Annotated in this window: 22 protein-coding genes and 1 other RNA gene; 12 read left to right on the forward strand and 11 right to left on the reverse strand. The window is 64.9% G+C overall.

Annotated elements, in window-relative coordinates; genetic code table 11:
• Positions 1–209: 209 nt before the first annotated feature.
• Positions 210–623 carry a BLUF domain-containing protein gene (locus AC1MGT_RS06890; RefSeq protein WP_332533661.1) on the forward strand — a complete coding sequence of 138 codons (414 nt, stop codon included), beginning with the start codon at positions 210–212 and terminating at the stop codon, positions 621–623.
• Positions 624–666: 43 nt separating this feature from the next.
• Here the strand turns inward: AC1MGT_RS06890 and bluB are convergent, their stop codons facing one another.
• The 3 genes from bluB to AC1MGT_RS06905 all read right to left on the reverse strand — a co-directional run bounded on the left by bluB (position 667) and on the right by AC1MGT_RS06905 (position 2118).
• Positions 667–1302, reverse strand: a complete 636-nt coding sequence (gene bluB / locus AC1MGT_RS06895) for a 5,6-dimethylbenzimidazole synthase (protein ID WP_499503556.1) — start codon at positions 1300–1302, stop codon at positions 667–669.
• A gap of 5 nt (positions 1303–1307) precedes the next feature.
• Positions 1308–1682 carry a (2Fe-2S) ferredoxin domain-containing protein gene (locus AC1MGT_RS06900; RefSeq protein WP_499503557.1) on the reverse strand — a complete coding sequence of 125 codons (375 nt, stop codon included), beginning with the start codon at positions 1680–1682 and terminating at the stop codon, positions 1308–1310.
• Between the two features lie 127 nt (positions 1683–1809).
• The gene (locus AC1MGT_RS06905; RefSeq protein WP_258835467.1) at positions 1810–2118 is read right to left on the reverse strand and encodes a c-type cytochrome; all 309 of its coding nucleotides are present in this window, start codon (positions 2116–2118) and stop codon (positions 1810–1812) included.
• A gap of 178 nt (positions 2119–2296) precedes the next feature.
• Here AC1MGT_RS06905 and AC1MGT_RS06910 point away from each other — a divergent pair, with 178 nt between their 5' ends.
• From AC1MGT_RS06910 to AC1MGT_RS06935, 6 genes are all read left to right on the forward strand, one after another.
• Positions 2297–2521 (forward strand): TIGR04438 family Trp-rich protein, encoded by a 225-nt coding sequence (locus tag AC1MGT_RS06910; RefSeq protein WP_499503558.1) that lies wholly within the window; start codon positions 2297–2299, stop codon positions 2519–2521.
• Positions 2522–2614: 93 nt separating this feature from the next.
• Positions 2615–3520, forward strand: a complete 906-nt coding sequence (locus AC1MGT_RS06915) for a LysR family transcriptional regulator (RefSeq protein WP_499503559.1) — start codon at positions 2615–2617, stop codon at positions 3518–3520.
• Positions 3521–3522: 2 nt separating this feature from the next.
• Positions 3523–4332: a prolipoprotein diacylglyceryl transferase gene (lgt, locus tag AC1MGT_RS06920; protein WP_499503560.1), complete on the forward strand. Its 810-nt coding sequence runs from the start codon at positions 3523–3525 to the stop codon at positions 4330–4332.
• 78 nt (positions 4333–4410) lie between these two features.
• Entirely contained in the window at positions 4411–5709 is a 1299-nt protein-coding gene (locus AC1MGT_RS06925) for a c-type cytochrome (RefSeq protein ID WP_499503561.1), read from the forward strand.
• Positions 5706–6185, forward strand: a complete 480-nt coding sequence (locus AC1MGT_RS06930) for a (2Fe-2S)-binding protein (RefSeq protein WP_499503562.1) — start codon at positions 5706–5708, stop codon at positions 6183–6185. Before AC1MGT_RS06925 ends, AC1MGT_RS06930 begins: the two co-directional genes overlap by 4 nt.
• Positions 6182–8368 (forward strand): xanthine dehydrogenase family protein molybdopterin-binding subunit, encoded by a 2187-nt coding sequence (locus tag AC1MGT_RS06935; RefSeq protein WP_499503563.1) that lies wholly within the window; start codon positions 6182–6184, stop codon positions 8366–8368. Before AC1MGT_RS06930 ends, AC1MGT_RS06935 begins: the two co-directional genes overlap by 4 nt.
• 7 nt (positions 8369–8375) lie before the next feature.
• On the opposite strand, the gene AC1MGT_RS06940 is transcribed toward AC1MGT_RS06935, so the two are convergent.
• The 5 genes from AC1MGT_RS06940 to AC1MGT_RS06960 all read right to left on the reverse strand — a co-directional run bounded on the left by AC1MGT_RS06940 (position 8376) and on the right by AC1MGT_RS06960 (position 10614).
• Entirely contained in the window at positions 8376–9194 is an 819-nt protein-coding gene (locus tag AC1MGT_RS06940; RefSeq protein WP_499503564.1) for a sulfite exporter TauE/SafE family protein, read from the reverse strand.
• Entirely contained in the window at positions 9191–9664 is a 474-nt protein-coding gene (locus AC1MGT_RS06945) for an EVE domain-containing protein (RefSeq protein WP_332533652.1), read from the reverse strand. Before AC1MGT_RS06945 ends, AC1MGT_RS06940 begins: the two co-directional genes overlap by 4 nt.
• A 99-nt stretch (positions 9665–9763) precedes the next feature.
• Positions 9764–9945, reverse strand: a non-coding RNA gene (ssrS, locus tag AC1MGT_RS06950) — 6S RNA.
• A 46-nt stretch (positions 9946–9991) separates the two neighbouring features.
• A complete protein-coding gene (locus tag AC1MGT_RS06955) occupies positions 9992–10303 on the reverse strand; it encodes a cell division protein ZapA (RefSeq protein WP_499503565.1) in 312 nt (103 codons plus the stop codon).
• Entirely contained in the window at positions 10300–10614 is a 315-nt protein-coding gene (locus AC1MGT_RS06960; protein WP_499503566.1) for a hypothetical protein, read from the reverse strand. Before AC1MGT_RS06960 ends, AC1MGT_RS06955 begins: the two co-directional genes overlap by 4 nt.
• Positions 10615–10978: 364 nt before the next feature.
• Here AC1MGT_RS06960 and groES point away from each other — a divergent pair, with 364 nt between their 5' ends.
• Together groES and groL are read left to right on the forward strand one after the other, a co-directional pair.
• Positions 10979–11269: a co-chaperone GroES gene (gene groES, locus AC1MGT_RS06965; protein ID WP_183555885.1), complete on the forward strand. Its 291-nt coding sequence runs from the start codon at positions 10979–10981 to the stop codon at positions 11267–11269.
• A 39-nt stretch (positions 11270–11308) separates the two neighbouring features.
• On the forward strand, positions 11309–12955 hold the full coding sequence (groL, locus tag AC1MGT_RS06970) for a chaperonin GroEL (protein ID WP_499503567.1): 1647 nt from the start codon (positions 11309–11311) through the stop codon (positions 12953–12955).
• 115 nt (positions 12956–13070) lie between these two features.
• On the opposite strand, the gene AC1MGT_RS06975 is transcribed toward groL, so the two are convergent.
• Positions 13071–14303 (reverse strand): PEP-CTERM sorting domain-containing protein, encoded by a 1233-nt coding sequence (locus AC1MGT_RS06975; RefSeq protein ID WP_499503568.1) that lies wholly within the window; start codon positions 14301–14303, stop codon positions 13071–13073.
• 277 nt (positions 14304–14580) lie between these two features.
• On the opposite strand from AC1MGT_RS06975, the gene AC1MGT_RS06980 reads away from it, so the two are divergent.
• A complete protein-coding gene (locus AC1MGT_RS06980; protein WP_499503569.1) occupies positions 14581–15054 on the forward strand; it encodes a hypothetical protein in 474 nt (157 codons plus the stop codon).
• Here the strand turns inward: AC1MGT_RS06980 and AC1MGT_RS06985 are convergent.
• Both AC1MGT_RS06985 and AC1MGT_RS06990 read right to left on the reverse strand, forming a co-directional pair.
• Complete coding sequence (locus AC1MGT_RS06985; protein ID WP_499503570.1) at positions 15051–16898, reverse strand: glucokinase; 1848 nt, start codon at positions 16896–16898, stop codon at positions 15051–15053. The two genes, AC1MGT_RS06980 and AC1MGT_RS06985, sit on opposite strands and share 4 nt — an antisense overlap.
• Positions 16898–18538: an alpha-glucosidase gene (locus tag AC1MGT_RS06990; protein ID WP_499503571.1), complete on the reverse strand. Its 1641-nt coding sequence runs from the start codon at positions 18536–18538 to the stop codon at positions 16898–16900. Before AC1MGT_RS06990 ends, AC1MGT_RS06985 begins: the two co-directional genes overlap by 1 nt.
• A gap of 313 nt (positions 18539–18851) precedes the next feature.
• Here AC1MGT_RS06990 and AC1MGT_RS06995 point away from each other — a divergent pair, with 313 nt between their 5' ends.
• The gene (locus tag AC1MGT_RS06995; protein ID WP_499503572.1) at positions 18852–20402 is read left to right on the forward strand and encodes a POT-type proton-dependent oligopeptide transporter; all 1551 of its coding nucleotides are present in this window, start codon (positions 18852–18854) and stop codon (positions 20400–20402) included.
• 7 nt (positions 20403–20409) lie between these two features.
• Positions 20410–23124 (forward strand): alpha-1,6-glucosidase domain-containing protein, encoded by a 2715-nt coding sequence (locus AC1MGT_RS07000; RefSeq protein ID WP_499503573.1) that lies wholly within the window; start codon positions 20410–20412, stop codon positions 23122–23124.
• The last annotated feature ends 36 nt before the right edge of the window (positions 23125–23160 follow it).

Below are 23160 nucleotides of genomic sequence, written 5' to 3' on the forward strand. Positions count from 1 at the left end.
CTGTCTGATCGGTAAGATTTGACAAAATTATAGAAAAACTTCGTGTACTCGTGGATTGGCAATGTTGATGAGTGCGATAGCGGGCGTCGCACCGACGGGTGCAGCGCGCACCTTTGACCCGCTCAAATTTTCCAATCGGCAACATTGCATCGACAATCGCTGTGTGTCGCGCTATCGTACTTTCTTTCCAATAAGAAAGAAGTTCTTTCATGTCGATCAATCAACTCGTCTACGTCAGCCAGGCCACCCGCAAGATGTCCCCTACCGACCTGGCAGCAATCCAGGACACGGCGAAGAATAACAATGCCCCACTCGACGTGACCGGAAGTTTATTCTACAACGGCGGCTGGTTCCTCCAGGTGCTGGAGGGTCCGGTAGCAACGCTCGACAAGCTGTACCAGAAGATTGAACTCGATCCCCGCCACAAGAATTCGCGCGTTCTCTATAACGAACCAGCCAAGTTTCGCACATTCCCGCGCTGGAGCATGAACATGATCAACCTGAATGATCGTCAGGCCGACAAATACGATGAGCTGGTGGAAGTATTGGAAGCTGCGCAAGCCAACCGGCGCATCGGCTCGGCGGCCCCGGCAGTGGCGTTACTGAAGATGTTTGCAAGCTGACGCTGCATCGGCGCTCACTACCGGCACTTACTACCGGCGCTCGCTACCAGCGGTCGAGCGTGACAAAATCGCCCAGCGTGCCCCGCTGGGCCCAGCCTTCGAGTTCCAGCATCGGCTTCGGATAAAACTCGGCGACATGGCCCAGGCACAGGATCGCCACCGGCTTGCCGCCTTCCGGAATCCCGAGCAACGCCGCCAGTTGCACGGGATCGAACAGCGACACCCACCCCATCCCCAACCCTTCGGCGCGCGCCGCCAGCCACATGTTCTGGATCGCGCAGGACACCGAGGCCAGGTCCATCTCGGGCAACGTGCGGCGCCCGAACACGTGCCGTTCGCGCCCGTCCATCAGCGCCACGACAAGCACCTCGCCGCATTCGCGCAGTCCCTCGACCTTCAGGCGCATGAATTCGGCGCCGCGCTCGCCCAGGGCGTTGGCGGTGGCCACGCGCTCCGCTTCAACGAGCGCGCAGATCTGTTCACGCAATGGCGCTGACGCGATGCGGATGAAGCGCCACGGCTGCATCATGCCGACGCTAGGGGCCTGGTGCGCCGCCGTCAGCAGGCGCAGCAGCACCGCCTCGTCGATTGCGCCGGGAATGAAGTGGCGCACGTCGCGCCGCTCGGCGATGGCGCGGTAGACGCCGTCGACCTGGGCGTCGTCGAAGCGGTGCGCCATCGTCGTCACGCCTCCGTGCCCGCCTGGTGGAATACCAGGTCTTCCACGCGCTCACCCTTGCACAGGTGCTGGTCGATGATGCGGTCCATATTGTCCGGCGTGACGTTGTAGTACCAGGTGCCGTCTGGCTGGACGCAGACGATCGGCCCGCCCTTGCACGCCGCGAAGCAGCTCACCCGGCTGCGCTTGACGCGCAGCGGGCCGCCATCCAGGCCGCTGGCCTTGAACTTCTCGCCCAGGCTGTCGAACAATGCCTGCGAAGCGCCGTCAGCGCTGCAGCGTGAGCCGGTGCACACGAGCAGGTGGCGGCGGTAGACGCCGATGGTGGGCTTGACGACCTCGCGGGGCGTATCGGGTGCGGGAGAATCGATGGTGGTCATGCTTTGGTCAGGTGGGAAAGGCGGGAGAATAGCCGGCGATCTTACACCACGTGGCCTGCGGATCGCCCATAAAAAAGCGCGCCTTGCTCACGCAGGCGCGCTTCGTGTCGTGCAGCAGCCGGATGGCTTATTTGGTCGCGAGCACCCACTTGACCAGCGAGCGCGCTTCGGCCTCGCTGACCTGCGGATTGGCCGGCATCGGGATCGGGCCCCAGGTGCCTGAGCCGCCCTTGAGTACCTTCTGCACCAGCTTGTCTTCGGCGCCCTTCTGGCCCGCGTATTTCTCGGCGACGTCCTTGTAGGCCGGGCCAACCAGCTTGGTGGCTGACGTGTGGCAGGCCATGCAATTCTTGGCCTTGGCCAGGTCGGCCTGGGCCAGGGCGCTGCCAGACGCAAACGCCGACAGCACGACACACAACAACAGGGACCGCTTCATGGAATTCTCCGGATTAGTGACTGAGTGAATTTTACCGGCAATCCGGCAGACCTTCTGCAAGCGATACACTCTGTAACGCGATCACCACATTTGCTCATACGGTGTAACAGAAAACTGCTAGATTTTCCCACAAGCATCATTTACGCCGTAAGATGTGTGGCTACAAGGAGTTTTCATCATGCCTCTGATCCTCTTGATCGCCCTGCTTGCCTCCCTGCGTGGCTTTGAGGTCTGGCGTTTTGCCGACCTGTCCTGGTGGTACATCATCGGCCTGATGGTCGTCGCCTTCATCTGGTTCGAGTACATCGAAAAGGCGCTGGGCCTGGACAAGCGCAAGGCGCACGACGTCGATGAACAGCGCCGCACCGACCGCGTGAAGAAGTCGCTGGAAAAGCGCCGCTGACCAGACCCCGGCGCTGTCATGGTGGCGCTGTGATACTTGTGCTGTGATACATTGGACAACTCACCGAGTCCTGTCCATCCATCACCGCCATCAATGCATCCCGAACTGCGCCAGCTCCGCCATTTCGTCGCCGTGGCCGAAGAGCTGCATTTCGGTCGCGCCGCGCAGCGCCTGCACATGACGCAGCCGCCGCTCTCGCAAAGCATCGCCAATCTCGAAGACCTGCTCGGCGCGCCGCTGTTTTTGCGCAACCGCCGCATGGTCGGCCTGACGGCGGCCGGCAGCGCGCTGCTGCCCGAAGCGCGCCGCATCCTCGATGAAGCCGGCGCGCTGCCCGAACTGGTGCGGCGCGCGGCCAGCGGCGAAGCGGGCCGCCTGGCGCTGTCGTTTGTTTCCACGGCCGGCCTGGGCATGCTGCCCGACGTGCTGCGCCGCTACCGCGCGGCGTTCCCGGGCGTACGCCTGGTGCTGCACGAGGCGACGTCCGACGTGCAGTTCGACGACCTGCTGTCCGGCCGCATCGATGCCGGCTTCGTGATCCCGCTGCAGCCGGGCGCACCCGCGGGAACGGCCGATCCGGCGCTCGACTACCGCAAGCTGCTCGACGAACCGCTGGTGCTGTGCGCGCCCAGCGGACTGGCAGCGCTGGCTACACCAGGACCGGTGTGGCTGCGCGACCTGCCCCCGCTGCCGCTGGTAATCTTCCCGCGCACGGTGGCGCCCAGCCTGCACGATGCGATCCTGGCCTGCTACCGCGCCGCAGGCGTGGTGCCCACGATCGGGCAGGAGGCAATCCAGATGCAGACCATCGTCAGCCTGGTTTCCGGCGGCATGGGCTTGGCACTTGTGCCACAATCCGTGTCGAACCTGATGCGCCCCGGCGTAGAATACCGTGCCCTGCGCGACGCCGCGCCGTTGGCCGAAACAGGCCTGGCGTGGCGGCGCGATAACGATTCGCCCGTCCTCAAGGGCTTCCTGGACCTATTGAAGAAAGACTGATTATGCTGATTCATCCGCAGCCGGACCCGATCGCGCTCGCGCTCGGGCCGGTGCAAATCCACTGGTATGGCCTGATGTACGTGGTCGCCTTTGCCCTGTTCATCATGCTGGGCCGCGTGCGCATCCGCATGCCGCACGTGGCGGTGCAGGGCTGGACCAAGGATGACCTGGACGACATGCTGTTCTACGGGATGCTCGGTGTGATCATTGGTGGCCGCCTGGGCGAAGTGCTGTTCTACCAGCCGCTGTACTACCTGGCCCACCCGCTCGAGATCTTCATGATCTGGCGCGGCGGCATGTCGTTCCATGGTGGCTTCCTGGGTGTCTTGATCGCGATGGCGCTGTGGGCCCGCAAGCGCCGCCGCAACATCCTCGACGTGTACGACTTCATCGCGCCGCTCGTGCCGCTCGGGTATGCCGCCGGCCGCATGGGCAACTTCATCAACGCCGAACTGCCGGGCCGTCTGGCCGATCCGAGCCTGCCGTGGGCCATGCTGTGGCCGGGCGTGACCGGTCCGCGCCATCCGTCGCCGCTGTACCAGGCGCTGATCGACGGTGTGCTGGTCTTCATCATCCTGTGGATGTTCGCACGCAAGGCGCGTCCGCGTCTGGCCGTCGGCGCCATGTTCACGCTGCTGTATGGCTGCGCGCGCTTCTTCACCGAATGGTTCCGCGTGCCGGATTGGGAAACCACCGTGTTCGGCTTGCCGATCACGTCGGGCCAGGTATTGTCGCTGCCGATGATCATCGCTGCGCTGGCCATGCTGGTATGGGCATACCGCAAAGCGCCCACGCGCCCCGTGACGGCATAAGTACCCCCTGGGTGGGCGAACGCACAGAGCGCCCACCCTTGCTGCATCCACAATGGGCCTCCCCGACACGGAGTCCCGATGGTTCAAGTCCAGCGCAAACGACATACCGGCTGGTGGCTGCTGCTCGCAGCCGTCATCGTCGCCAGCGGCATCGCGTTTGCCATCATGTGGCGCCCCGCACTGGCGCCGCAGACCGCGCAACAATCCTTCGACACCACCCGCATCGGGCGCGGCGCCAACCTGGCGCGCCTTGGCATGTGCGCCTCGTGCCATACGCCGGATCTGTCGCGGCCCTTTGCCGGCGGCAAGCCGATGAACACCCCGTTCGGCACGGTCCACAGCACCAACATTACCCCCGACACCAGGACCGGCATCGGCGCCTGGAGCGAAGCGGCTTTTACACGCGCGATGCGCGAAGGCGTCGCGCGCGATGGCCACCTACTGTATCCCGCCTTCCCGTACAACCACTATGTACGCATGACCGACGGCGACATCCAGGATTTATACGCCTACTTCATGACGCGCCCCGCGATCGTGGCGCCGGCACGCGAGAACCGGATGACCTTCCCGTTCGGGTTCCGCCCTCTGGTCGCGTTCTGGAACGTGCTGTACCTGGACGACACGCCCTGGCAGCCGGTCGCCGGTCAATCGGCCGAATGGAATCGCGGCGCGTACCTGGCCGACGCGGTCGCCCACTGCGCCGCCTGCCACACGCCGCGCACGCTGCTGGGCAGCCCCGATCTGAAGAAGCAGCTTGACGGCGGCGAAGCCGATGACTGGTACGCGCCGGCGCTGAACGAACATTCGCCGTCGCCCCTGCCCTGGACCCGCGACCAGCTGCATGCGTATCTGCGCACCGGCGTCGCGCACGACCACGCGATGGCGGCCGGGCCGATGCAGGATGTGGTCACGCACCTGGCGCAAGCGGACGAGCGCGACGTGGCGGCGCTGGCCGCCTGGACCCACAGCCAGCTGGCCAAGGCGCCGCCGCGCGCGACGCCGGCGCAGCAGGCCGGCCCGCTGCCCAAACCGGCCAATGACGATCCTGACCTGCAACGCATGACGCTTGGCTACGCGGTCTATGACAATGCGTGCGCACGCTGCCACGACGCCGGACGCGACGCCAGTTCCGGCACCGCGCTGCCGCTGCAAAAGGCGATCGCGCTGTACGACCCCGACCCGCGCGACCTGATTCACATCACGCTGGACGGCATCACGCCGCCCGATGGCGAGCCGTCGCGCTTCATGCCGGCCTTTAAAACGATTCTCACCGACGAACAGACCGGCGCCCTGGCAGCCTACCTGCGAAAATATGGCGCGAATCAACCCGTGTGGCCCGATCTGGACAAGGCCGTGCGCAAAGCGAGCAAAGAATGACGACCTACCGCCTGCAAGTGAACGGCAAGGTGCACGCCGTCGACCAGGATGCCGATACTCCGCTGCTGTACGTGCTGCGGAATGACCTCGAACTCAATGGCGCGAAGTTCGGCTGCGGCCTGGGCCAGTGCGGTTCGTGCACGGTGCTGCTGGACGGGAAGCCTGCGATGTCGTGCATGGTGCCGGTGTCCATCGTCGGCCAGCGGCCGGTGCGCACGGTCGAAGGCCTGGGCAATGCCACCACCCCGGGCGTACTGCAGCAAGCCTTCATCGACGAGCAGGCCGCGCAGTGCGGCTACTGCATCGCCGGCATGCTGATGCAGGCCACGGCGCTGCTCGAAAAGACGCCGGCGCCGACCGACGCCCAGATCCGCGCCCACATGTCGCCGAACCTGTGCCGCTGCGGCACGCACATGCGCATCCTGCGCGCCGTGCGGCGCGCCGCCAATACGCTGGCAGCGAAGGGCAAGCCATGATGATCGATACCGGCCGCCGTGCCTTTCTCGCTGGCGGCGGCGCCCTGACGCTGTCGTTCGCGCTGCCGGCAACCGCCGTTGCCGCCCCCGGTGAGCTGCCCAAGAGCCTGGACAAGTCGCCGTGGCTCGACGCCTGGATCCGCATCGAGGCCAATGAACGCATCACGGTATTTACCGGCAAGGCCGAACTGGGGCAAGGCATCAAGACTGCGCTCTTGCAGGTAGTGGCCGACGAACTGCGCCTGGCGCCTGGCCGCCTGCAGCTCGTCACCGCCGACACGGCGCGCACGCCGGACGAAGGCATCACCGCCGGCAGCAATTCGATGAAGGACAGCGGCACGGCGCTGCGCCATGTGGCCGGCCAAGTGCGTCTGCGCCTGGGCGAACTGGCTGCCACGCGCCTGGGCGCGCCCGCGGGCAGCCTGGCGCTCAAGGATGGCGCATTCAGCACGGGCGGCCGGCGCGTCACGTTCGGGCAACTGGTGACGGGCCAGGAACTGCACCTGCGCGCCACGCCAACGCCCGCACCACCCCCGCCAAGCCCGCGCACGGCAATCGGCAAGTCGGTGCCGCGCATCGATATCCCGGCCAAGGTCACGGGTGGCGCTGCCTACGTGCAAGACCTGCGGCTGCCGCAGATGGTGCATGCGCGCATCGTGCGGCCGCCGTCGCAGGCCGCGCGGCTGATCGCTGTCGATGCCGCCGCGATCGAACGCCTGCCGGGCGTGCTCAAGGTGGTGCAGGACGGGCGCTTTCTCGCCGTGATCGCCGAGGGCGAGTACCGCGCCGTGAAGGCGGCGACGGCGCTGGCGCGGGCCACGCGCTGGGAGACGCCAGCGTCGCTGCCGGTGCATCCCGACGTGAATGCCTTTATCCGCGCCCAGCCGGCCGAGGCGCTGCCGATCCTGGCGCGTGGCACCGCCGGATCGGCCGGCCGCCAGTTTGCCGCGCGTTACACGCGCCCGTTCCAGCTGCACGCCTCGATCGGCCCCTCGTGCGCCGTGGCGCAACTGGTCGATGGCCGCTATACCGTCTGGACCCACGCACAGGGTGTCTTCCCGCTGCGCACGGCCCTGGCCGAACTGATCGCCGTCAACGAAGACACGATCCGCTGCATCCACGTCGAAGGGTCGGGCTGCTATGGCCACAACGGGGCCGACGATGTCGCGGCCGACGCCATCCTGCTTGCGCGCGCCCTGCCCGGTCGGCCCGTGCGCGTGCAGTGGATGCGCGAAGAAGAACACGCGTGGGAGCCGTTCGGCGCGGCGATGGTGGTGCAGGTGGCCGCCACGCTCGACAGCACCGGCCGCATCGCCGACTGGCAGCACGACGTCTTCACGCCACCGCACAACACGCGCCCCGGCAAGGCCGGTAACCTGCTGGCGGCCACGCACCTGGCGCGCCCGTTTGCGCCACCCGTTGCCAAGCCTGCGCCGCAACCCGAAGGCAGCGGCGACCGCAATGCGATTCCGTATTACGTGCTGCCCAATGCGCGCGTGGTGCACCACTTCCAGCCAAAGCCGGTGCTGCGCTCGTCGGCGCTGCGCGGCCTGGGCGCCTACTGCAATGTGTTTGCCATCGAAAGCTTCATGGACGAACTGGCGCGCGCCGCGAACAGCGACCCGGTCGCGTTCCGGCTGCGGCATCTGGACGATCCACGCGCTCTTGACGTGGTCAAGCTGGCGGCAGCAAAATTTGGCTGGGATGCGTACCGGCGCCCTGCCCGGCGCGGCCGCGGCTTCGCGTTTGCGCGCTACAAAAACCTGGCCTCGTACTGCGCCATCGCGGTGGAAGTCGAGGTGGCGCGCGAGACGGGCCTGGTGCGCATCACGCGCGCGGTGAGCGCCGTCGATTGCGGCGAGATCGTCAGCCCGGACGGCGTGCGCAACCAGATCGAGGGCGGCATCATCCAGTCGGCCAGCTGGACCTTGCTGGAACAGGTGCGCTTCGACGCATCGCGCGTGCTGACGGTGGATTGGGCATCATATCCGATCCTGCGCTTTGCCCAGGCGCCGGAGCAGATCGACGTGCACCTGATCGACCGCCCCGGCCAGCCGTTCCTGGGCACCGGCGAAGCGGCGCAGGGCCCGGCGGCAGCGGCGATTGCCAACGCGGTGTTCGACGCCTGCGGCCTGCGCATGCGCGACCTGCCGCTGGACCGCGCGCGGGTGCGCAAGGCCTAGCTACAGTCTAGTTGAACGCTTTCCAGAACATGTAGGCAGCCAGCGCGCACAGGATGACGCTGAAGATGCGCTGTAGTTGACGTACCGGCAGCTTGTGCGCGGTGCGCGCGCCCAGCGGCGCCATCGACACGCTGGCCAGCACGATGATCGCCAGCGCCGGCAGGTAGATGAAGCCCAGCGACCAGGGCGGCAACCCAGGTTCGCCCCAGCCGAAATAGACGTTCGACAGGGTCCCCATCAGCGCAACCGGAAAGCCGATCGCGGCACTGGTGGCCACGGCGTTATGGATGCGTACATTACAGCGCGTCATGAACGGCACCGAGACGAAGGCGCCGCCCGCCCCCACGAGCCCTGCCAGGATGCCGATCACGCTGCCCGCGGCAAACATGCCCGGCTTGCCGGGCAGCTCACGCGCCGCTGCCGGTTTTTTCCCGATCAGCATCTGGATCGCCGAGTACGCCACGAAGCAGCCGAAAAAGAAGGCCAGCACCGGGGTGTTCATCTGCTTGCCGATCCAGGGCCCGATCCACGCGCCGAGCAGGATGCCGGGCGTGAACAAGCGTACGATCGGCCACAGCACGGCGCCGTGCTTGTGATGCGCACGCACCGACGACAACGAGGTAAAGAAAATGGTGCCCAGTGAGGTGGCGATCGCCATGTGCACCACGAGTTCCTCGGGAAAGCCGCGCGCCGTGAAGATCATCGTGATGAACGGCACGAGGATCATGCCGCCGCCGACGCCAAGCAGGCCAGCCACGAAGCCACCAAACGCGCCCATCGCCAGCAGGGCCAGAATCAGCAGCGGATCGAATGCGAGCGCCATCATGTCGTTCCTTTGCCGCGCACGAGCGCGACGATGGTCGTGTACTGGGCTTTCGTGACCGGCGAGATCGACAGACGGCTGCCCTTTTGCAGCAGCACCATGTCGTCCAGCGCAGCCACCGTGCGCAGTTCGGCCAGCGGCACGAAGCGGCCCGCTTCGACCGCCTTGACATCGACCGAGATCCAGCGCGGCGTTTCGGGCGTGGCCTTCGGGTCGTGGTAATGGCTGGCGGCGTCGAACTGGGAGGCATCGGGGTACGGGCCACTGACGATTTCGGCGATGCCGGCCACGCCGGGCAGCTTGCCGCCCGAGTGGTAGAACAGCACGCCGTCGCCGACGGCCATGGCGTCGCGCATGAAGTTGCGCGCCTGGTAGTTGCGTACGCCAAACCAGGCCACGGTGGCACCGGGGGCGGCCAGGACGTCGTCGAAACTGACTTCGTCGGGCTCGGATTTCATCAACCAGTAGCGCATCGCGCTGTTCTCCCTGCCAGCACACGATGCATCGGATGCATCAGTGAATGCGCACATAAAAAAAGCGGCTGCGTACCGAGTGCGCAACCGCTTGTATGTTTAGTCCCCGCCTGTGCCGTTTTTGCCGGCATCCTGAACCACAACGGTTCAAGGCGGTCACGGTCAGATCAATTTCGGGTTCGTCGGACTAGCGACGCTCACACCCATCGAACTTGTTCCACGACCTATGCGTAAGAATGGTTCAAGGAATATATGGCAAATCTCGAACACCGCAGGGCAGAAGAGAGTTTACTCCTTTGACCAGCCCTGTCAAACGGATTCGGCCTTTCAGGACAGATTTTCCTGGCCCGCCAATACCCGATCGAGGACCGTGTGCATCGACTCGAGTTTTTGCTTGACCTCGAGGATCGACATGTCCGACAGCGGCCCTTGCGGCGACTTCACCGACAGGAATTCGGCAGCCACGCTCAGCGCCGCCATCACGGCGATGCGGTCGGTGCCCTTGACCTTGCCGGAATCGCGCAGCTGGCACATCTTGCCGTCGAGGTAGCTCACCGCTTCGCGCAGCGTGCGCTGTTCGCCGTCGCGGCACGCCAGACGGTAGGACTGGCCCATGATATGCACGTCGAGATGGATCATAGTGCCCCCTGACGACGAGCGTGGGCGAGATGCGGCGGGATCGGCGCATTGGGATCGGGCGGCGCCTCTTCGGCTGGTTCGGCTGCGGCAGATTCGTCTGCGTCGCCCGATGCGTCCGGCGGCTTCGGCAATTCGTCGAGCAATGCTTCGACGCGGCGCTGCGCCTCGATCAGGCGCTCCTTGAACGCGAGGTTCTCGGTGCTGAGCAAGGTATTGGCCTGGCGGAGCAGGTAATTCTCGGCGCGCAACGACTGGGTCAGTTGCGCAAGCCGGTCGATTTTGTCTGAGAGGTCTTGGAATTCGGAAATCATTCGACACTATAGGATCGAGTTGCTTTTTCCGTCAACCGGTGCCCATTGCCGTGCGGCAGTAATAACACGCTGGCGTGCGGCGTCAATGTGGTCGGCGGTGTACGCTGCCGCCCTCCGGTCGTGCCATCCACAGCCGACAAACGCTGGCAAACATTGCGCATATGCCAATGTCATGATTGCGCTATATCAAGTGTTTAAAATGTTTTCGCCATCATGCGCCTTGAAAAGGCAGGTTATCGTCCCTATAATTAGCACTCGTTAGCTGAGAGTGCTAACAACTCTTTGCAGACCGGCGCAGCATCATCAACTTGCTGCGACGGCGTCAAAAACGCCAGTTAATCCATTGAATATTAAGGAGTTTTGCATGAACCTTCGCCCTCTGCACGATCGCGTAATCGTGAAGCGTCTCGACCAGGAAACCAAAACTGCGTCCGGCCTGATCATCCCTGATGCCGCGGCAGAGAAGCCGGACCAAGGCGAAGTTCTCGCCGTTGGTAACGGTAAAGTGCAAGATAACGGCCAGCTCCGCCCTCTGGAAGTGAAAGTCGGCGATCGCGTGCTGTTCTCCAAGTATGGCGCTCAGACCGTCAAGATCGATGGCCAGGAACTGCTGGTGCTGCGCGAAGAAGAAATCCTCGCGATCGTCGCACTGTAATTTCTGACCCCACTCACGAACATTTCGGAGAAATAACAAATGGCAGCTAAAGAAGTAGTATTCGGCGACGCAGCGCGCGCCAAGATGGTCGAAGGCGTCAATATCCTCGCCAATGCAGTCAAAGTCACCCTGGGCCCGAAAGGCCGTAACGTCGTGCTCGAGCGCTCGTTCGGCGCGCCGACCGTCACCAAGGATGGTGTCTCGGTCGCCAAAGAAATCGAACTGAAAGACAAGCTGCAGAACATGGGCGCGCAGATGGTCAAGGAAGTTGCTTCCAAGACCAGCGACAACGCCGGTGACGGCACCACCACCGCGACCGTGCTGGCACAAGCCATCGTTCGCGAAGGCATGAAGTTCGTTGCCGCCGGCATGAACCCGATGGACCTGAAGCGCGGCATCGACAAGGCAGTTGCTGCCACCGTCGAAGAACTGCGCAAGATCGCCAAGCCAACCACCACCACCAAAGAGATCGCACAAGTCGGCGCCATTTCGGCCAACTCGGAAACCTCGATCGGTGAGCGCATCGCTGAAGCGATGGAAAAAGTGGGCAAGGAAGGCGTCATCACCGTGGAAGACGGCAAGTCGCTGAACGACGAACTGGACATCGTGGAAGGCATGCAGTTCGACCGCGGCTACCTGTCGCCGTACTTCATCAACAACCCGGACAAGCAAGTCGCCGTGCACGAAAACCCATTCGTCCTGCTGTGCGACAAGAAGATCTCGAACATCCGTGACCTGCTGCCGGTACTGGAACAAGTCGCGAAAGCTGGCCGTCCACTGGTCATCGTCGCTGAAGACATCGACGGCGAAGCGCTGGCGACCCTGGTCGTCAACAACATCCGCGGCATCCTGAAGACCGTCGCTGTCAAGGCCCCAGGCTTTGGCGACCGTCGCAAGGCCATGCTGGAAGACATCGCTGTCCTGACCGGCGGCCAGGTCATCGCTGAAGAAGTCGGCCTGACGCTCGAAAAGGTCACGCTGGAAGAGCTGGGCCAGGCCAAGCGCATCGAAGTCGGCAAGGAAAACACCATCATCATCGACGGCGCCGGCCAGGCTGAATCGATCGAAGGCCGCGTCAAGATGATCCGCGCCCAGATCGAAGAAGCGACCTCGGACTACGACCGCGAAAAACTGCAAGAGCGCGTGGCCAAGCTGGCCGGCGGCGTTGCCGTGATCCGCGTCGGTGCAGCCACCGAAGTCGAGATGAAGGAAAAGAAAGCACGCGTCGAAGATGCACTGCACGCTACCCGCGCTGCTGTGGAAGAAGGCATCGTTGCCGGCGGCGGCGTGGCCCTGCTGCGCGCTCGTGCCAACATCACTGTCAAGGGCGACAACCCTGACCAGGACGCTGGTATCAAGATCGTTCTGCGCGCAATGGAAGAGCCACTGCGCATGATCGTCCAGAACGCCGGCGAAGAGCCATCGGTCGTCGTTGCAGCAGTGTTGGCCGGCACCGGCAACTACGGCTACAACGCAGCCAACGGCACCTACGGCGACATGGTCGAAATGGGCGTGCTGGATCCAGCCAAGGTCACCCGTTCGGCACTGCAGAATGCAGCGTCGATCGCCGGCCTGATGCTGACCACCGATTGCATGGTGTCGGAACTGGCTGAAGACAAGCCAGCCGGCGGCATGGGTGGTATGGGCGGCATGGGCGGCATGGGTGGTATGGACGGCATGATGTGATTGCCGGGGCAGTCCGGGCGAAGCGCGCTGCAGGCTTCGCCCCCGCTACCCACGATAAAAAACCCGCGAGGTTCACACCTCGCGGGTTTTTTGTTGTCTGCGTTGTCTGCGTCTTTCAGCGGACGCGCGACCCCTTGCGACGCAGCCACAGCAGCGCAGCCAGTGCGATACCGCCGAGCCACAGCGTGCCTGGTTCAGGTACTTCGGTCGGCACGACCGGTTCGACCACGGTGTCGCCCGGCGGCGTTGGCGTCGTTGGCGTCGCCGGTACGGTCGGGATACCTGGCGTGCCAGGAGTACCCGGCGTACCAGGGGTACCAGGCGTACCAGGGGTCCCCGGCGTGTCGATACCGGTGCCTGGCGTCGGCGGGGACGGCGGCGTCTTGACCGGCAGTTCGGGCACGTCATTGCCGCCGCCGTCCGGCACGGGGACCGGAGGCGGTACCTCTTTGACGCCAGGGCGATCCGTGCCACCCGTGTCACCGGCGCCGACTGTCGGACTGACGCTTCCCGGCACCGTGCTTCCGCCACTATCCGTGGCCGGCGCTGGCACGTCATCGCGACCGCCGACAGGGCTGGCAGGGCCCAGCACGCCGCCAGCATAGATCGGCGTGCCATACCAGTTCGGCGCGCCAGGTGGCTGACCCTGGCGAGACGGCGTCGGCATTGGCGTCGTATTTTCCGGCGTCAGCAGACCAGCGCCATTGGGAAAGCTGATGGCATTGTAGCGCTGCCCCCCTTCCTCGCTGGTGATCAGGTCGTCCATGCCCACGGGCAGCATGTTGCCTTCTTCACCAATCGCGCCAGCCGTATCGGAGAAGTTGCCGACAGCAACCACGGTATCGAGTTCGGCTTCGGTTGGCCCGTGGGGTTCGACCGGATACTGCGGCACGTCCGAGATGCGGTTGGCACAGCGGGCGCGGATCTCGTGCTCGCCGTCGGTCAGGAGCGTCTCGCCCTGCTCGAGCATGACCTTCTTCGAGGTCCAGTAGATTTGATCGTTCTTCCGGTACGACACATAGACTGCGCGCGGGGCCGTCACCGTCACGGCGCGGGCATTGCCGACATTGAAGCTCGCGTAGTGCGCCGCCACGAGCCGGTCAGTTCGCAAGATCTGCGCCAGTTCGACCTTGTCCGCCACGCCACCCGGCACGACCGAGTGCCGGTAAATGCGCCGTGCCGCAGCTGTCTGCTGCGCCGTTGGTGGCGTCGCGCTCAATGCATGCGCCGGTGCGCCAGCGACCGGGGCCGCGTTCGACGCTGGTCCGAACATCGGCCAGCTGATCGATGGCGATGGCAGCACGACGCCGGCCACACCGACGGCAACGCCCAGTACGGCAAGCGTCATCAGGCGTTTTTCGCGGTGGGAGCTTCGTTCGAGACGACGTTGGTAAGTAGCGCGGTTGTCCATGCGGTGTACTGACTGGTAGGAATGTTCCTACAGAATATCATTACTCACATCAACTAAATCAGATGCCAACATGAAACATATGCAGAGCGTGGCGAAAACCACGAAAGCATTTCCATGTGGAAATAATAACGTCCGTATGGACGTCACAGACGACGCATATTGCCGCTAAAACAAGCATGGTTTAGTATGGCCGTCTTATCTCACGGAACCTGCCATGTCCCCTCGCGCTGCCGTCTTCCCTACCTTGCGCACGACTCTTGCGGCGCTTGCCCTGTGCTGCGCAGTTGCTGCCTGCCAGCGGGCCGAGCGGCCCGCGCCGCCGCCCGCCCCGGCGCCGGCCGCACCTGTCGTCCAGGCACCTGTGCAGAGCAAGGAACAGGCAATGACCGCATTGCTGGCGTTACCGGAACTGAAGGCCTGGTCGGCGCAGATCGAACGGCGCACCGGCGGCAAGGCGCATGGCGCCGTGGTCGAGGACAACCCGGCGCCGCGCGAGGTGAACGGCAAGACGTACTACCAGCTGAGTTTTGTCGAAAACCGCGCACAGGACGCGCGGCGGCAGGAAAGCTTCCTGGTCGCGCAGGACGGCAGCGAAATCCTCGTCGACGACACCGAATCCGACACTCTCCTGAGCCTGCAGGAATGGCGCCGCACGATCGAGCGCGTCAACCTGAAGAGCGCAGATTAACTATCCAGATGCGAGATCAGCAGCCGGCGCGGATCCTGCCCCGGCGCCGGTCCATGCTGGCCATCGACCGAGATCCCGACGGCCATGATGTCGATCAGCAGCAATTGCAGGATGCGCGAAATCATCGACAGGAAGCTCGTACTGTCCTCGGCATGATCGACCGCCAGGCACACGCTGGCCTTGCGCGCCAGCGGCGACTGGCTGTTGCTGATCGCGATGACATCAGCGCCGGCCGCGCGCGCGATGTCCACTGCTTCCAGCAGTTCGGGCAAGCCGCCTGAATTCGATACCGCAATCACCACGTCGCCCGGCCCCAGCAATTCGGCGGCCAGCGTGAACAGGTGCGCATCGCCATACAGCGCGGTCGGGATACGGAAGCGGAAGAACTTGTGCTGACCATCGAGCGCCACCGCGCGCGAATTGCCCATCGCGTAGAACTCGACGCGCTTGGCGCGGCTGACCATCTCGATCGCGCGGTCAAGAGAACGCACGTCGAGCTGGTCGCGAAAACGCAGGATCGCCGACACCGTGTTGTCGATGACCTTGGCCGACAGATCGTGCGTGCTGTCGCTCAGGCGCACCTGGCTGTGGCGCACGGGGATCGAGCCGGTCAGGCTACTGGCGAACTTGAGCTTGAAGTCGGCCAGGCCCTGGAAGCCCAGCGAGCGGCAAAACCGGATCACGGTCGGCTGGCTCACGTCGGCCAGGCGCGCAATCTCGGCGATCGGTTCATTGAGCACCATGCGCGGCTGGTCGATCACGAGGCTGGCCACGCGCCCTTCGGCCGGCGACAGCTCGTGGCGCAGCTGCGTGATGCGCTCCATCAGCGTGTTGGCGCCGCTGCGCCCGCGCAGGTGTTCGGCCAGAATGGTGGCCACGCCGTGAAAGGCGGGGTTGGGCGTCGTGATCACCCAGGTCGGAATGTCGGCCAGGTAGTCCGAGAAACGGCCCTTGGCTTCGAAGCGCGCGCGAAACGGCGAGCTGGCAAACCACTCGCCCAGGCGCGGCACGATGCCCCCGCCGATGTACACGCCGCCAAACGCGCCGAGCGTGACGGCCAGATTGGCCGCTGCGCCGCCCAGCATGCCGCAGAAGCACTCGAGCGTTTCCAGGCACAGCGCATCGTTCTGTTCGAGCGCGCCGGCCACGATCGTCGCGGCCGTGCGCGGCGCGGCGTCGATGCCATTGCGGTCGGCCAGCGCGCGGTAGATCACTTCCATCCCGGGCCCGGAAATCAGGCGTTCGTTCGACACGTGCGGCCACTCGCGCCAGGCGTATTGCAGAATCGCGAATTCGCGCTCGTCGAACGGCGCGAAGTTCACGTGCCCGCCTTCGCTGCCCAGCGTGACGAAGCCGTCGGCGGTCGGAATACCGCCCGAGACGCCCAGGCCCGTGCCCGGCCCCAGCACGCCGATGACGGCGCCCGGCACCGCCTTGCCCGGACCGACCTGCATCAGATCGTCGCGCGCAAAATTGGGCAAGGCCGTGGCCAGCGCCGTGAAGTCATTGACGATCAACAGCGTGGCCAGGCCCAGCTCGCGCCGCACGGCATCGGTGGAAAACTCCCACGCGCGGTTGGTCATGCGCACATAGTCGCCGCTGATCGGATTGGCCACCGCAAAGGCGCCGTGGTGCAGCGTAACGTCCTGGTGGTCGAGCAGATAATGGCGCAGCAGCGGCACGATGCCGGCGAAGTCGTCGCAGCGCAGCACCGCCACGTCGCGAAACACCCCGGGCGCGCATTGCAGCGCGAAGCGCGCATGCGTGGCGCCAATGTCCGCGAGCAGGCGCGGGCCATCGGCAAACGCCGTGCGCGCGAATTTTTCGGGCTGCGCGCCGGCCATCAGCGATTCGCCGCCACGGTGCCGAACCAGGCACCGTACGGCGCCAGCGTGACGCGGCCCTGCTGCGCACTGCCCTGCAGGCCGTCGACCGGCATCTGCGCCACGCCGTCCGTTGCCGGCCAGTCAAAGCTGACTTCTTCGTTCGACAGATTGAACGCGGCCAGCACGCTGTCATGTCCGGCCAGGTCGCGGCGCAGCGCCAGGACCGGCTCGGGCGCATCGAAGAACGCGATCTCGCCGCGCGTGAGTTGCGGCAGGCTGCGGCGCAGGGCGATGAAGCGGCGCTGGAAGTTCAGCATCGAATCGTGGTCGCGGTCCTGCAGATCGACGGCGGCCTTGACGTGCGCGGCGTCCACCGGCAACCACGGCTGGCCGTCGGTAAAGCCCGCGTGCGGCGCATCGGCCACCCATGGCATTGGCGTGCGGCAGCCGTCGCGGCCCTTGAACTCGGGCCAGAAGGTCTTGCCGTACGGGTCCTGCAGCAGTTCGTACGGCACATCGGCCTCGGTCAGGCCAAGTTCATCGCCCTGGTACAGGCATGGCGTGCCCTTGAGCGAGAGCTGCATCGCCAGCACCAGCTTGGTGAAACCAGGCGCCGGGTTGACGCCGCCCCAGCGCGTGGCGACGCGGATCGCGTCGTGGTTACCGACCGACCACGACGCCCAGCCATCCTTGACGCGTTCGTTGAATTCCTCGACCTGGCGGCGCACATGCGCGGCCGTGAAGACCGGCGTGAGCAGGTTGAAGCTGTAGGCCATGTGCAGCTTGTTGCCGCCTTCGGTGTACTCGCTCATCTGGGCCAGCGCGTCGTCCGAGCTGATCTCGCCGATCGAGACGGCGCCGAATTCATTCAGTTGTGCGCGCACGCGCTCGAGAAACGCGATGTTCTCGGGCTGCGTCTTGTCGTACAGGTGCGCCTGCATGCCGTACGGGTTCACGTCCGTCACGGTCGACGTATCGCGCACCAGCGCCGGCGGGTTGCTGCGCAGCTGGCGGTCGTGGAAGTGGAACACGCACGCATCCATGCGCACGCCGTCGACGCCGCGCTCGAGCCAGAAACGCTGCGCATCGAGGTGCGCCTGCTGCACCAGCGGATTGTGGAAGTTCAGCTGCGGCTGGCTCACGAGGAAGTTATGCAGGTAGTACTGCTTGCGGCGGGTGTCCCACTGCCACGACGAGCCGCCGAACACCGACAGCCAGTTGTTGGGCGGGTTGCCGTCCGGGAGCGGGTCGGCCCACACATACCAGTCCGACTTCGGATTGTCGCGGCTGGCGCGGCTTTCGACGAACCATTTGTGCGTCTCGGCCGTGTGCGACATCACCTGGTCGATCATGATCTTCAGGCCCAGGCTGTGCGCCTTGGCGACCATGCGGTCAAAGTCGGCCAGGTCGCCGAACAGCGGATCGACGTCGCAATAGTCTTCGATGTCGTAGCCGAAATCGGCCATCGGCGACTTGAAGAACGGCGACAGCCACACGATGTCCACGCCCAGGCTCGCGATGTAGTCGAGCTTTTCGGTCACGCCGTTCAGGTCGCCGACGCCATCACCGTTGGTGTCGAGGAAGCTGCGCGGGTATACCTGATAGATGATGGCTTCGCGCCACCAGTTCGGGTTGTCGGTCGTCGAGATCTGGGTCATTGGCTGGTCCGGGCGGATGCGTGATGTGGAATTCTAGGCAATATACATCAGGCGACTCGTCTTGACAATTCCAGTCAGCCAGCCATAAATCCCATTTAGTCATTTAATTTCAATGACTTGAAGCGTTATAGCCGATTCTGCCGATTCTTCATCCGTACCTAAACTACGTATGCATGTTGCCACTTTGTTTCTAGTTTGTTTCACGACAATTTTTATGTTGCAAAGAGAGGCGTCCCCGTCATAGCATCGCGTCTGTTTGCCAATTCAAGGAAGCGGTTCGATGACATCTCTCGCAAAACCAGGCACCGGGCGCATGCCCCGGCAAATCCCCTACATCATTGCCAATGAGGGGTGCGAACGCTTCAGTTTCTACGGGATGCGCAACATCCTGACGCCGTTCCTGATCACGACCCTCTTGATGTTTCTGCCGGAAGACATGCGCACCGGCGAAGCCAAGCACGTGTTCCACACCTTCGTCATCGGCGTCTACTTCTTCCCGCTGCTGGGTGGCTGGCTGGCCGACCGCTACTTCGGCAAGTACAACACGGTGTTCTGGCTCAGTCTCGTGTACTGCCTCGGTCACGCCTGCCTGGCCATGTTCGAGGACAACGTCAACGGCTTCTACTTCGGCCTGTTCCTGATCGCGCTCGGCTCGGGCGGCATCAAGCCGCTGGTGGCCAGCTTCGTCGGTGACCAGTTCGACCACACCAACAAGGACAAGGCGAAGGTCGTCTTCGACGCCTTCTACTGGATCATCAATTTCGGTTCGTTCTTCGCCTCGCTCCTGATGCCGCTGCTGCTGCGCGACTACGGTCCGGCCTGGGCCTTCGGCGTGCCCGGCATCCTGATGTTCATCGCGACGATGGTGTTCTGGAGCGGCAAAAAGAAGTACGTGCACGTGCCGCCTGCACCGGCCAATCCGCACTCGTTCATGCGCGTGGCGAAAAGTGCGCTGCTGGCCAGGCAGCCCGGCCAGGGCCGTCCAGGCCTGAACCTGGCCTTGCTGGGCGCAGCCGGCGCCTTGGCTTCGCTGGCCATGGCCGCGCAATGGGGCTTCGTGATCGCTGCCTGTACGGCCCTGGTGCTGTTGATGGCCTTTGGCGGCATGGGCACGTCGATGCAGCTGGACCGCGCACGCGGCCTGCATCCCGACGACGCCGTGGACGGCGTGCGCGCCGTGCTGCGCATCCTGATCGTGTTCGCGCTCGTCACGCCGTTCTGGTCGCTGTTCGACCAGAAGGCCTCGACCTGGATCGTGCAGGCCAACACGATGACCACGCAAGTGAACCTGCTGGGCTGGACCTTCGATGTGATCCCGGCCCAGATGCAGGCCCTGAATCCCCTGCTCGTGATGCTGCTCATCCCGATCAACAACATCGTCCTGTTCCCGCTGATGCGCAAGATGGGCGTCGAGCCCACGCCCCTGCGCCGCATGACGGCCGGCATCGCACTATCGGCTGCGGCCTGGATCGTCGTGGGCAATCTGCAGGTGGCGCTCGACGCCGGCGACGCTGTCTCGATCGCGTGGCAGATCGCGCCGTATGCGCTGCTCACGCTTGGTGAAGTGCTGGTCTCGGCGACGGGTCTCGAATTCGCTTACAGCCAGGCGCCAGCATCGATGAAGGGCGTGATCATGGCGCTATGGTACCTGGCCGTTACGGTCGGCAACCTGTGGGTGCTGATCGTCAATGCCAGCGTCAAGAACGAGGCAGTGATCGCGTATATCGAAGGCTCGGGCGTGGGGGTGATGGCGTTCCAGATGTACTTCTTTGCCGCGTTCGCGCTGCTGTCGGCGGCGGCGTTCGGGTGGTATGCGACGCGCTACCGCATGGTCGACCACTATCGCAGCAGCGTCGCGGGGTAAGCGGTCCATGAAACGTCACCTTGTCCTGCTTGCAGCATCGCTGTCCTCCAGCGCGTATGCTGCCGTTCCTCTCGCCACCTGCGACAGCCCGGCCTTCCAGGAGGTACTCAGCGCCTCCGCCACCAAGCTCGATGCGCGCGCCGTCTGGCTCGACCGCCGCCTCGTGCGCTGGCCCGGCGCCTCTGGCGATGGCGTATACCGCCTGTACCACTCCCCTGTCGGCGGCATCCAGGCCACGGCGGGCAGCAAGGTCACCGGCAGCGCCGGCGCGATCACGCTGGCCGTCTCGCGCGTCGCGGTGCCGCAAGCCGTCGCCACACGCTTCAAATGGGTCGCCAGCGGCCCGACCCTGAGCGTGCAGGAAGCCGACCTGGCGCGCCTGCCTGCCCTGCACCGCGAACAGCTGGTGCTGGTGCATGAGAACCCGGATGGCACCGTGCGCGACGCAACCCGCGTGCAGGCGGCCGGCGCGCTCGACGACCTGTATGCGGCCGCCGAACGCATCCCGGACCTGGGCGCGACGCCCACCGGCGACAAAACTGCCTTCAAGCTGTGGGCGCCAACTGCGCGCGATGTGGCCGTGTGCACCTATGACAGCGCAACGGGCCGCGCGAACGCCGTGCTGCCGCTGACGCTGGACGCACGCACCGGCGCCTGGGCTGCCAGCGTCCCGCGCGATTTGTCCGGCACCTATTACAAGTACGCGGTCGACGTCGTCGCCGATGGCGCCGGACTGGTACGCAACCTGGTGACCGACCCGTACTCGGTCAGCCTGAATGCGGACTCCAAACGCAGCTACATCGCCAACCTGGATGCGCCGAACCTCAAGCCCGCCGGCTGGGACACCACGCAGCCACCGGCCACGGTCAAGGCGCAGACCGACATGGTCATCTACGAGCTGCACGTGCGCGACTTCTCGCTGATCGACCAGACCGTGCCGCCGGCCAAACGCGGCAAGTACGGCGCGTTCGGCGAGACCAATTCGAACGGCATGCGGCACCTGCGCGCGCTGGCAAAAGCGGGCCTGACCGACATCCACCTGCTGCCCGTGTACGACATCGGCAGCATCCCCGAAGTGGCGTGCGCGCAGCCCGCCCCTGCCGGCGCGCCGGATGGCGAGAGCCAGCAGGCGCTGGTCGTCAAGACCGCCCATACCGATTGCTTCAACTGGGGCTACGACCCGCAGCACTTCAACGCTGTCGAAGGCAGTTACGCAAGCGACCCGCAGGACGGCGCGCGCCGCATCGTCGAGTTCCGCCAGATGGTCATGGACCTGCACAAGGCCGGCCTGCGCGTGGGCACCGACGTAGTCTACAACCACACCTTCATCGCCGGCCAGGAAGAAAAATCGATCCTCGACCGCGTGGTGCCGGGCTACTACCATCGCCTGAACGCCGTGGGCGGCATCGAGGCCTCGACCTGCTGCTTCAACACGGCGACCGAAAACACGATGATGGCCAAACTGATGATCGATTCGTCGGTGTTGTGGACGCGCCAGTACAAGATCGATTCGTTCCGCTTCGACCTGATGGGCCACCAGCCGCGCGAAGCGATGGTGCGCCTGCAGCAGGCTGTCGACACGGCGGCGGGCCGCCACGTGCAGCTGATCGGCGAAGGCTGGAACTTCGGCGAAGTGGCCGATGGCGCGCGCTTCGTGCAGGCCTCGCAGCTGTCGCTGAACGGCACGGGCATCGGCACCTTCAGCGACCGCGCGCGCGACGCCGTGCGCGGCGGCTCGCCCGGCGACTCGGGCGAACCCGTGGTCAAGCAGCAGGGCTATATCAATGGCCTGGTGTATGACGCCAACGCCCTTGGCGGCGACGCGAAGAAGGCGGACCTGCTGCGCGCCGCGGACCTGATCCGCGTCGGCCTGGCCGGCTCGGTGCGCACGTATCCGATGCAAGGATTCGATGGCCAGGTGCGCCAGTTGCAGGCGATGGTCTACGGTGGCAACCAGCCGGCCGGCTACGCCAGCGAACCGGGTGAAGCGGTCAACTACGTCGAGAACCACGACAACCAGACGCTGTACGACATCAACGTGCTCAAGCTGCCTGTGGCAACGAGCAGCGCGGAGCGCGCGCGGGTTCAGGTGCTGGGGATGGCGATCAATGCGTTCAGCCAGGGCGTGGCGTATTACCACGCCGGCATCGACACGCTGCGCTCGAAATCGCTGGACCGCAACAGCTTCAATTCGGGCGACTGGTTCAACCGCATCGACTGGACCTACCAGGACAACTTCTTCGGTACCGGCCTGCCGCCGGCGCCGGACAATGCCAAAGACTGGCCGCTGTTCAAGCCGTTGCTGGCCAATGCCGCGATGAAGCCGGCGCCCGCCGACATCGCGTTTGCGCGCGACGCCTTCCGCGACCTGCTGCGCATCCGCGCCAGCAGCACGCTGCTGCGCCTGCGCACGGCCGACGACATCAACACGCGCCTGCGCTTCTTCAATACGGGGCCGCAGCAGGAGCCGACCGTGCTGGCCGCCTGGCTCGATGGCAAAGGCTATCCGGGGGCCGGCTTTGCCGGGATGGGTTACCTGGTGAACGTCGACAAGCGGGCGCACACGATCAAGGACGCCACGCTGCGCGGCAAGCGCCTGAAGCTGCATCCGGTGCACAGCGCACCTGGCGCGGCCGACAAGCGCGCGCTGAAGGCGCGCTTCGACAGCGCCAGCGGCACCTTCACGGTGCCGGCCCGCACGGCGGTCGTCTTCGTCGAGTAGGGTGGACGGCTACGCCGTCCACGCGGTGATGGTTGG

The organism is Telluria sp. BA11, assembly GCF_056680305.1.